Consider the following 10,215-nt stretch of genomic DNA (forward strand, 5'->3'; position numbering starts at 1 on the left):
TGCACACCTCTTAATAATTCCAGCTCGTTATCTGCAGGAAATTGTGTTTTATCTAATAATCTATGAATTTCTTTAGGTAAGTAATTATGATTACCATTAAACCAAAGTTCGTTTATTCGTTTTATAGTTGGCCATTCATTTTCTATTTTATCTAAAAAGCGATTAGTACGCTGTTTAAACTCTCCAATACTTTCTCCCATAGAGAAGATACCATTTTTGAAAAAAGGACTGAATAAAGTATCTAACTCCTCAATGTATGGACGTATCTTTTCAGTCAAAAGTTCGCCAGATACTTCAATTAAATAATCGGGATTTTTTGCTTCTTTAAAAGTAGTTACATTTTTAAGATTTATAGAATATCCTCCATTTTGTTGGTCTAGATAAACGTTGCCGAATATTGAAATATTACAATTACCACATTTAATTCTAACAGGATAATTTTCTAACCAACCAAGTTGAACCCTAATACGAGTAATACTGTCACAAACATTGCATTGATAATCTCCTGTAACCACCATTTGTCTCATCCTTTTTTAAATAGAAACTTATGACTTTATTATAATAATACACTAAGTAGAATTCTCTATTTGTAAACCCTACTAAAAGTTTTATCTATTTTAAAAAAATTCCACTTGATTGATAGGTGTAATTGAATAAATCAAAATCCCACTCCAACAAATTCTTTGAAAAAATCAGGATGTGTAGATTAGGCTACCTACCTCATTTTCTCCTAATGACCGCATGAATTATGTGGGATTGTACCCCGCCTAATCAATTACATACAAAGAGAGACCTTCTTAAGTCTCCTTATTTACGTTCATATTCCTTAACCTTTCTATAGAAAGTAGCCTTAGTTAAATCTGAATTTTTCATTGCTTGAACTGCTGTTATATCGCCTGCCTTCCATTGTTTATAAGCTAGCTCAAATGCAGTGTTAATATTTATTTTAGGTCTTCCTAGGTGCTTGCCTTGTGCCTTAGCTGAAGATATACCTTCAGCTTGACGAGTTTTTATTCTTGTTCTTTCTTCTTCAGCAACCCATGACAATATTTGCAACACCAAGTCAGCTACAAAGGAACCAATTGAGTCAGTGTACTTGCGTGTATCCAATAATGGCATATCTATTACTACAATATGTGCTTTAATGTGCTGCGTAATTTCATTCCATTCCTTCAGAATCATCTCTTTATTACGACCTATTCTATCCAATGAATGAATGTACAATATATCACCTTTGCGTAAGCGCAATTTCAAAGCTTGGTATTGAATCTGTTGAAGTCTTTACCACTTTGCTTATCAAAATGAATATCACGGTCATCAATTCCAAGAGTATGCATGCTATCCATTTGTCGTGCTTCATTTTGGTCTTTACTGCTTACTCTTACATATCCAATTACTTTGTTGTCCATGGTCAATTCCACCTTTTACTTTGATACTTTAACCTTACGATAGTTGTGTCAAAAGGTAAAATTAATTATGATACGTATCGAAACTGCCATATAAACCTTATGAGACTACCGAGACTACTATTCTACCATTCCACATAAAGCGTTTCAAAATGTGTACCTTTTGAAACCCCTCCATAAAGATGTTCGAAGTAGAAGTCATTTAGTTTTAGAACATAGCTAAAACGCTATACACCAAATTGTTATCGCACTTTAATAGTAAATTACTAAATCAATATCGTTTTGAGAAAGACTAAATACGTTATTATTTTAGTCGAATCGGTTATTTTCCGACTTTAAAATGTATGGTTATGAGTGGTTCAAAATGTTATTCTCTTTCTCTGACTTAACTTTATTTGTATTCTTTTGTAAGAAAACCCCATTAAAGATATATAGTATTAGTAAGGATATCCAAATACGATTACCAGGAGTGTAAATTGAAAATGGGCGACACAATTAATGTAAGGACAACATCAAGAGACTCTGCTGTTTGTGATGATATTGAACTAAGAACCACATCTACTACTAGGCTTCTTTTTAGACCTGAAATAGTCAACAACAACAATATGCCTGAAGCTTCGGTCAGAGGATGCTTTATCTATCAAAAAAAGGGGAAAAATGCCTCGTGGGAAGATTACAAAGAATTAGATTTGAACAAATTAAAAGCTGAGGAATGGATTAAGTTAGAACTAAATTCTGAAGCTATGCTCACTTTTACCAAAGAAATTCACAAACATTATGCTGTACATGAAAAGTATGGAGTTATGTATGGAGGATTTCATCTTATAAAGAGTAATCCTGACGTTGAGAAATTAATAGAAATATTTGAGAGTAACTCAAATTTGTTTTCTCAATTACTAGAAGACGACAACAGTGAAATATTGGAGAAAACATTAGAGTGGATTGTTGCAAGTGATAATTCAGATAAAATAATTGATAGACTTAAAAACCTCCAAGAGAAAGATTTGGACCAACTTAATACTCTAATTGGAATAGCCAATTTAAAGAAAGTATTGTCTATTTGGGAAAACAACAAACTCAATAATGCTTCAGAAAAGTTTTGGCAAAGTATTTTAAAAGAAAACACTTGGATTTTAAGTCAGATTTTCTCCAATCCAACAGTTTTAATAAATGATGAGGCATACGTAGGCGGAAAAACCGTAAATAATGATAGTGGTAAACTTGTTGATTTCTTATATGCGAATCCTTTCTCAAAAGATGCTGTCCTTATTGAAATTAAAACTCCTGCAGCTCCTCTTATTACTCCAAGTGAATACAGAACAGGCGTATATTCAGTACATAAGGACTTGATGGGAGCAGTTACGCAGGTATTAACTTATAAGACAAGTCTACAGAGAGAGTACCAAGCTTTAGATTACAATAACTATAGACAAGGCGTAAAAACTGAATTTGATATAATTAATCCTAGTTGTGTTGTTATAGCAGGTAGGTTCGATACATTAATCGAGACTGCGCATAAACATTCTTTTGAGCTATACAGAAAAGAGCTGAAAAATGTAATTGTAATAACTTTCGATGAATTGTTTGGAAGGGTCAAGGGATTAATTGAGTTATTAGAAGGATAGTTTCTATGTTGCCACGTTGGTTTATACTCTAATGTTTTTAACACAAATAGTAAAACAGGCAGGTATATCTCTAACCTTGCCTGTTTTTTTAATATACTAGTTATTGTACAATTTTTAAGTAGCTATCAGTTCCAAACAATAGAATTTCAGTTCTATCAATACGCCATTGACATATTTAACAGAAAGCCGCTAAAAGAAAACCTCTTATTCTTCTGATACCCCTTCCGCTCCACCCTTAAATTTGCTCCTATCAGTTTTGTAATGATATTCTGCAAGCGGTACTGCCCATTCAGCAGTATGTTTTTTATGAATCCATCTTGTACAATAATTTTTGTAGGTGAATTATTGATATTAAGGTGTATAAAGTATAATACCTCATCTTCATATAATGCTTTGAAGTATTTTATAAGTAATTTTCTATTTATTCCTGTATTCTTTGCAATTGTATCGATTGCAATGAATGATATTGGTTCGTTACTCGCACCATAGAATATATAACCAACCAAATTGAGATAGGTTACAAATACCTTAGGCTTATAATCACTTTTCATTGCTAGTATCTTCTGAATATCTTTGTAAAATGTTTTGGAGAACCCCCACTCCTCATCCTTTCCTGTAGGTCTGATAAAGTAATTGCTGGCAGGTTTCAAATCGTTCACCATACTAGCCATTACAGTCTCATTATAAATTTCAATATGCACTAATTGTTGCATTCTTAACAGAGATAACCTTGTTCTCTCTTTTGTCGAGTTTTGTTCTGTACTCATGCCAATGAACCTCATAAGATGAGTAACACCAGTATATGCTGCTCCTTCAAAGTTATTTGCTGCACTGTTAAATCTTGACCTTTAGACGATACACTCGCATAACCATATTTCATATTGACTGTTACTGGCATTTAAGGATTGTAGTGTTTGGCAATTAAGCAAATGCATAAAACATCGCATATTCAACGCTTTATACGGAGTGGCGGGTATAATAAGCTCGTGTGCTATGCAAAGCCATCTCATGCATTCCTTTGCGTAAAGTTGTACCCGCAGAGGCTCCGTGTCAAGCGACATCAGATTGAGAATTTATACATTCCTCCGAATATCCTTAATTGCCATTTTATACATTTCTTATCTGCCAAATACAATATTGACCCACTCCTATTTTGATACATATATTTGATACACTATTTAACTAAGTATATCAATATAAATATAATGTCTTAAGAGGGTGTACAAGATTGACAAATCCTTATATAGGTTTTAGTACTAAGTATTAAAAAAGCAGCCTGTATGTGGCCGCTCTCAATTTTGATTTATTATATTTTCCATCTTTGAAGTTAACTTATTCAACATTTCAATCTTTTCGACAATCCTATACTGTTCTTCTAATGGCGGCAAAGCTATAACTGTTAAACTAAATTCATAACCAGAAATTTCTTTAAAAGTTGTACCTGAAGCTCGCTTAATAATTTCAGGGGTACTAAAAATCAAGCTATAGTAAAGAAACTTATTGTAAATCATTGGAACTATAGACTTACACCCTTGATTTGTCGTGTAATCCTCTTCAACTATATTAATATGTCCGATAGGCGCTCTACTAGAATAAACTATGGAGCCTTTAGGAATGAGTTGAGCAGATGACTTTTCTAACCCCATATTACTTATTTTCCTTTGGGAATCAGATATATACACTTGTTTATTTTGGCCCATGTCACGAGGAGTAAGCCAAAGCATGCCATTCTCATCCCAATAAGATGATTCACCTGTTTTAGGAGTACCTCCTGCTACTACATAGCCTACCTGACTTAATCGAACCCATTCCCAAGATTTTGGTATATCAAATGGAATTTCTAAATCAGTAATTGGAGGTGCTACTTTTTCTTTCTTTATTACTTTATCCTTAGTAAGTCGTGCTTTTTCTTCTTTTATTTTCATTAGTAGTTGCTTAACTGGCTCTTCGTTTGAACCTTGCTTAACAAGTTTTCCTTGCATTGCATATTGCAAAATCGATTTTTCCATATCATAAGGAAATGATTTATTTAACATCTCAATTTCTTTTTCTAAAACAGCATAAGTATCGATTTTCTTAAATAATTTCTCTATCTCAATCACTATTCTTTTTTGTTCCATAACAGGAGGTAATGGAAAGATTAAATTTCTTAAAAAAGTTAAGGATACAAAGGCCTGAACTCCTCCTGATGACTTTCTACGTATTTCATCTTCATAGTATGACAGTAAATAATATATAAATGGCATGTATAGACTTTTGCTTGGATATTGTTTAAACAAAGCTACATTTTTTATACTAAAAGCTCTATTTTTTTTAACTAGAACTGTATTACCAATACTGCCAATCATAGCAAATAAAATATCTTCATTATCGACTTTAGAACGCTGTTCTATTTTATTGTGGTCTTCTTCACTAATATATTTAATATTATCAAAAACCAATTTTCCGTTCTTAAGATTCTTGCTGGTTACCAAAGGAATACCTTCTGAAACATATTTGGGAGTATCATGGGTTCCGTCCCTCACATCTAAAACTTCTTGCGCTCTTACCCATCTCCATGTCTCAGGAATTTCATAAGGTATTTCCTCTTCTGAAATAGGAGGTAACGCTTTTTCGGGCTTAATATATTTCGTCTCAATTAATTGATTCTTTTCTTTTTTTATTTCTTCTATTAATAACCTAACTGATTCATCATTAGTATTTTGTCTTGTTAGCTTTCCTTGCATTGCGTTCTGTAAAATCGAAACTCTTAATTGCTGTGCTTTCAAGATTTATCACCCAACATTTCGTGGATTTCAAATAATACTTCATCAATCTCTATATTTAATTTAGTTCTTCTTTCATGATAAATTTTCATTAAATCATCAGGTTCAAGAATTACTTCTTCCTGTTGCGGAAATCCGCATAAGTCAAGGTTATAGTCAAAGGCAACAATTTCTTCTACCGTATATTTTCTTGATTTATCAAAACTACCTTCTTTAATTTCAGTACGATTATTCCACCACTCTATTACTGGATTAAAATGGTCTAACGTAATCGGTCTTGTTTTCGAAAAGTTTTTGTATCCTTCTGGCATATCTAACCGATAAAACCACGTTTCTTTAGTAGGTCCACTTTTATCAAAGAACAAAATATTTGTTCGGATACTTGTATATGGAGCAAAGACACTGTGAGGCAAACGAATTATTGTATGTAAATTGAACTCCTTTAGCAGCTTTTCTTTAATTGCTCTTTTAGCATTGTCAGCTCCGAACAAGAACCCATCAGGCAGTATTAACCCTACTCTTCCATTCTTTTTCAAGCGATACATAATAACAGACATAAACAAATCTGCTGTTTCACTACTTCTTAATTCCATTGGAAAATTCATCTTGATACTATCTTTTTCAGAACCACCATATGGAGGATTCATTAAAATAACATCAAAACGGTCTTTCTCTGTATAATCTCTAACATTTTTTTCTAATGAATTGCCATGAATAATGTAAGGATTATCAATGTCGTGTAAAAGCAAATTAGTTAAAGCTAGCAAATGAGGCAACGCTTTCTTTTCAATACCAAATACCGAATTATTGTATTTTTCCCTATCCTCAACACTTTTAACTTGGCTCTCTAAATAATTTAAAGAAGAGGTTAAAAACCCTCCAGTTCCACAAGCAAAATCTGCAATCTTTTCACCCAATTGTGGTTTTACCATTTGGGTTATAAAATCTGTTGTAGCTCTTGGAGAATAATACTCACCTGAAGAACGTTGGGCTTGTAAATCTTTTAATATTTGCTCATAGATATCATTAAAGTCATGACGTTCTTTATGGTCTGTAAAATCAATCTCATCAATGACATTAACGACTTGGCGAAGTAAAACTCCATCTTTCATGAAGTTATAACTGTCTTCAAACGCAAACTTTACAATAGATTTACTAACTGGCGTATACTCGTCAACTTCTATATTTTTCAAAGCTGGAAATAGGTCTTCATTGATAAATTTTAATAGTGATTCTCCAGTTTTCGCTTCGCCATCTTTTTTATCTACTGCCCAATTGCGCCAGCGATAATCTTCGGGAATAACCGATTGAAACTCATCATTATGAAATTCCCAAAGTTCTTCTTTCGCATCGTATACTTTTAGGAAAAGCAGCCAAACTATTTGTTCTATTCGCTGTGCATCTCCATTAACACCTGAATCGTTACGCATGATATCTTGTAGTCTTTTAATAAATCCTCTAGTTGACATATCTTATCTCCTAAGCTAAATAAATTTCATCTTGAAGTCTTTTAACTGCTTTTAAATAATTTGGTTTACCACCAAACGCTTTTACAATCTTCATAGGATTACCAAACTTCTCAAACTCTTTTAAAGATAACACTTCTGTTCCCTCTAGTTCACGTATACCTTCATCTTTATATTTCTCTAATAACACTTCCAAGACTTCCCTTGCCACATCTTTATATTGATAGATATATCCACGTTTTTTAACATTGTTAGCTCTTTCTGCTTTTGTTAATGCTGGTTGGTCATAAGCTAAATGACAAATTAAGTCAAAGTCATCTAATTCTGCTAGATTTTCAGTATCTCGTAATGCATCTAGTAAAACGCCTTGTTCTGCCAACTCATCAATTATAGCCTGTTTCTTTTCTTGAGCATTCCAGCTTCTTAAGAAACCTTCTAAGTTAGCATACTCTTTTAAGATATTCTTTCTTGTGTAGTCAATTAAACTTTCGGTAACAAGTTGACCACCCTTATCATAATATTGAACTCGCTCGTTTATAATACTAACTGATATATCATTAACTCTATATTTAATTCTTGGCTCTGGTCCACCATCACCCTCATCCCCTCCAGGTGGATATATAGGCGGTTCTGGAGGTATTGGGTCATCTCCTCCTGTTGGAGGGTCTGGTTCAACTATTTCTCCCCCTGGAGGAATATCAATCACCCCTTCAGGAATTCCATCGAAAGCTGGGTCAGCAAATAATCGACTAGCATTTCTAAAATCTAATATTGTAAAAAACTCTTTTCCATGTTCTGGGTCTAAACGAGTACCACGACCAATAATTTGCTTGAACTCTGTCATCGAATTAATATTTGAATCCAAAACTATCACTTTACAAGTTTTTGCATCTACTCCAGTGGTTAAGAGTTTAGAAGTAGTAACGATAGTAGGATATTTGCTTTCACGGTCAATAAAATTGTCTAATTGCGCTTTTCCTTCGGGATTATCTCCAGTAATTCTCATAATATATTTTGAGTTTTCTTTCACCAAATCGGAATTTTCATTCACTAAAGCTTGTCTCATACGTTCAGCATGGTCTATATCAATACAGAATATAATCGTTTTATCAAAACGATTCGTTTTCTTTAGAAATTCGGTTATTCTTTGGGCGACTCTTAGAGTTCGACCGTCAATGATTATATTTCTATCAAAATCTTTTATGTTATATTCGCGGTCTTCAATTAGTTGGCCTGAGACATCTAATTTCCCTTTTTCAGGTCGATACCCTTCAAGGTCTCTATCAAGACCTATTCGAATTACTTTATAAGGAGCAAGAAATCCATCATCAATACCTTGTTTCAAGCTATAGGTATAAACAGGTTTACCAAAATAATCAGAACTTGATACATCTTTTGTTTGCATTGGTGTAGCAGTTAAACCTATATGTGTTGTTCCTGCTCCGCCAAAATAATTCAGTACTTTTCTCCATGCACTTTCTTCTTTACTAGAACCTCTATGCGCTTCATCTATAATAATTAAATCAAAAAAATCTGGTTTGAATTGACGGAACGGTTCTATACCATCCTCTCCAGCTAGTTGATGGTATAAAGCAGTATATACTTCATAAGAACTGTCTAAATGACGATTTTCAACTTTTGTCATTACTTTTTCAAAAGGTTTAAAATCATTAGTCATCGTCTGGTCAATTAGTATATTTCGGTCTGCTAAGAAAAGAACCTTTTTCTTTTTACCAGCTTTCCATAAACGATAAATAATTTGAAATGCCGTATATGTTTTTCCCGTTCCCGTAGCCATTACCAACAGAATACGGTCTTGGCCTTTAGCGATTGCATCCACCGTTCTGTTTACAGCTACTCTTTGATAATATCTTGGTGTCTTATCCCCTAACTGAAAATAATAAGGCTCGTTAATCATTTCCTTTTGTTCCGTGCTTAGACCTTGTTCGCTATCATAACGCTCCCAAAGGTTTTCAGCCGAGGGAAACTCATCTAAAGAAAGTTCTCTTTCTTTACCTGTTAACCTATCATGCTCAAGGAAACCATCCCCATTTGAACTATAAGCAAAAGGCACATCCAAAATCTCAGCATATTCTAATGCTTGCTGCATACCAGACCCTAAAGAATGTTTGTTATCTTTTGCCTCAATTATTGCAATCGGGTAATTCTTTTTATGCATCAAAAGATAATCGGCTCTTTTTCTTTTTGCTCTTGTTGTTAAGTTTCCTCGAACGATTATGCGACCATCTGTGAAATTATGTTCAAAGAATACATTGGATTTAACATCCCAGCCACTTTCAGTTATTGCAGGGGTAATAAACTTATTTTTAATATCTTCTTCAGTCATTTGTTTTTTTGTTTTCATTTTCTTCCCCCCTTTAATATGTAATTTTATTGTATCATTAAATGCTATTTCTTCATGAAAAAATTACAAATATAGGGAAGAGTGTTTTGTTTTGTAGCTTTCACGCAAACGTCATTAATTCTAAATTATTATTGAAATTTCTTTTTTCCAAAACAAAGAAAAAGCCTCCATTAAGAGACTCTTGTTGTAATTTCTAAGTTAATATATATCAGGAAAACCCGTTAAGTTTCTTGCTTTATTTTTTACCTTAGCACGTTCTTCTTGTGTTAATTCTTTGTTTCCTACCTTCAATAATAACTTGTCTTTAATCCATTCATTACTTTCAATAGCCCTTACTACAATCTCTCTGTCACACCATCTTGAATATACATTATAATCTTTTAAATTACCTGTTTTTTTATTAAAGTCTCTTACAGTGATTTTGAATAGTATTTGTATATCAAATAAAAAGTTAATATAAGTATAAGCTGTTTTTTCGTCTATATTAGCATACTTAATAATGTTTTCTACAGGTTCTGTAGAATAGTTATCACCTTTATCTCCAATCAATGCTCTTGAAACCGCCATTAAATAAAATGATAGCAAGCT

The 10,215-nt window shown here is 33.0% G+C and carries 6 protein-coding genes and 2 pseudogenes; 1 reads left to right on the top strand and 7 read right to left on the bottom strand.

The features are described from left to right. Together CXF70_RS09160 and CXF70_RS09165 are read right to left on the bottom strand one after the other, a co-directional pair. Positions 1 to 518 (bottom strand): annotated as a pseudogene (locus CXF70_RS09160) (metal-binding protein); the annotation flags it as partial. Positions 519 to 807: 289 nt separating this feature from the next. Continuing rightward, positions 808 to 1,409: pseudogene (locus CXF70_RS09165) on the bottom strand (recombinase family protein). Between the two features lie 479 nt (positions 1,410 to 1,888). On the opposite strand from CXF70_RS09165, the gene CXF70_RS09170 reads away from it, so the two are divergent. After that, positions 1,889 to 3,031 carry a Shedu immune nuclease family protein gene (locus tag CXF70_RS09170; RefSeq protein ID WP_101802396.1) on the top strand — a complete coding sequence of 381 codons (1,143 nt, stop codon included), beginning with the start codon at positions 1,889 to 1,891 and terminating at the stop codon, positions 3,029 to 3,031. A gap of 155 nt (positions 3,032 to 3,186) precedes the next feature. Here the strand turns inward: CXF70_RS09170 and CXF70_RS18595 are convergent, their stop codons facing one another. The 5 genes from CXF70_RS18595 to CXF70_RS18165 form a co-directional block, all read right to left on the bottom strand. Next, positions 3,187 to 3,798, bottom strand: a complete 612-nt coding sequence (locus CXF70_RS18595) for a hypothetical protein (RefSeq protein WP_101802397.1) — start codon at positions 3,796 to 3,798, stop codon at positions 3,187 to 3,189. Positions 3,799 to 4,323: 525 nt separating this feature from the next. Then, positions 4,324 to 5,799, bottom strand: coding sequence for a restriction endonuclease subunit S (locus CXF70_RS09180; RefSeq protein ID WP_101802398.1), 1,476 nt, complete (start codon positions 5,797 to 5,799; stop codon positions 4,324 to 4,326). Further along, positions 5,796 to 7,265, bottom strand: a complete 1,470-nt coding sequence (locus tag CXF70_RS09185) for a class I SAM-dependent DNA methyltransferase (protein ID WP_101802399.1) — start codon at positions 7,263 to 7,265, stop codon at positions 5,796 to 5,798. The genes CXF70_RS09180 and CXF70_RS09185 overlap by 4 nt, the downstream gene beginning before the upstream one ends. Positions 7,266 to 7,275: 10 nt before the next feature. Next, a complete protein-coding gene (gene hsdR / locus CXF70_RS09190; RefSeq protein ID WP_199172815.1) occupies positions 7,276 to 9,627 on the bottom strand; it encodes an EcoAI/FtnUII family type I restriction enzme subunit R in 2,352 nt (783 codons plus the stop codon). Positions 9,628 to 9,825: 198 nt separating this feature from the next. Next, on the bottom strand, positions 9,826 to 10,215 hold a 390-nt coding region (locus tag CXF70_RS18165), incomplete at its 5' end, for a hypothetical protein (protein WP_158241177.1).

This window comes from Planomicrobium sp. MB-3u-38, from assembly GCF_002836425.1.
In the GTDB taxonomy this organism is placed as follows: Bacteria; Bacillota; Bacilli; order Bacillales_A; family Planococcaceae; genus Planococcus; species Planococcus okeanokoites.

Coding starts and splice junctions, on each gene's coding strand:
- CXF70_RS09170 (WP_101802396.1), top strand. CDS start 1,889: ATGGGCGACACAATTAATGTAAGGACAACATCAAGAGACTCTGCTGTT.
- CXF70_RS18595 (WP_101802397.1), bottom strand. CDS start 3,798: ATGAGTACAGAACAAAACTCGACAAAAGAGAGAACAAGGTTATCTCTG.
- CXF70_RS09185 (WP_101802399.1), bottom strand. CDS start 7,265: ATGTCAACTAGAGGATTTATTAAAAGACTACAAGATATCATGCGTAAC.
- hsdR (WP_199172815.1), bottom strand. CDS start 9,627: ATGAAAACAAAAAAACAAATGACTGAAGAAGATATTAAAAATAAGTTT.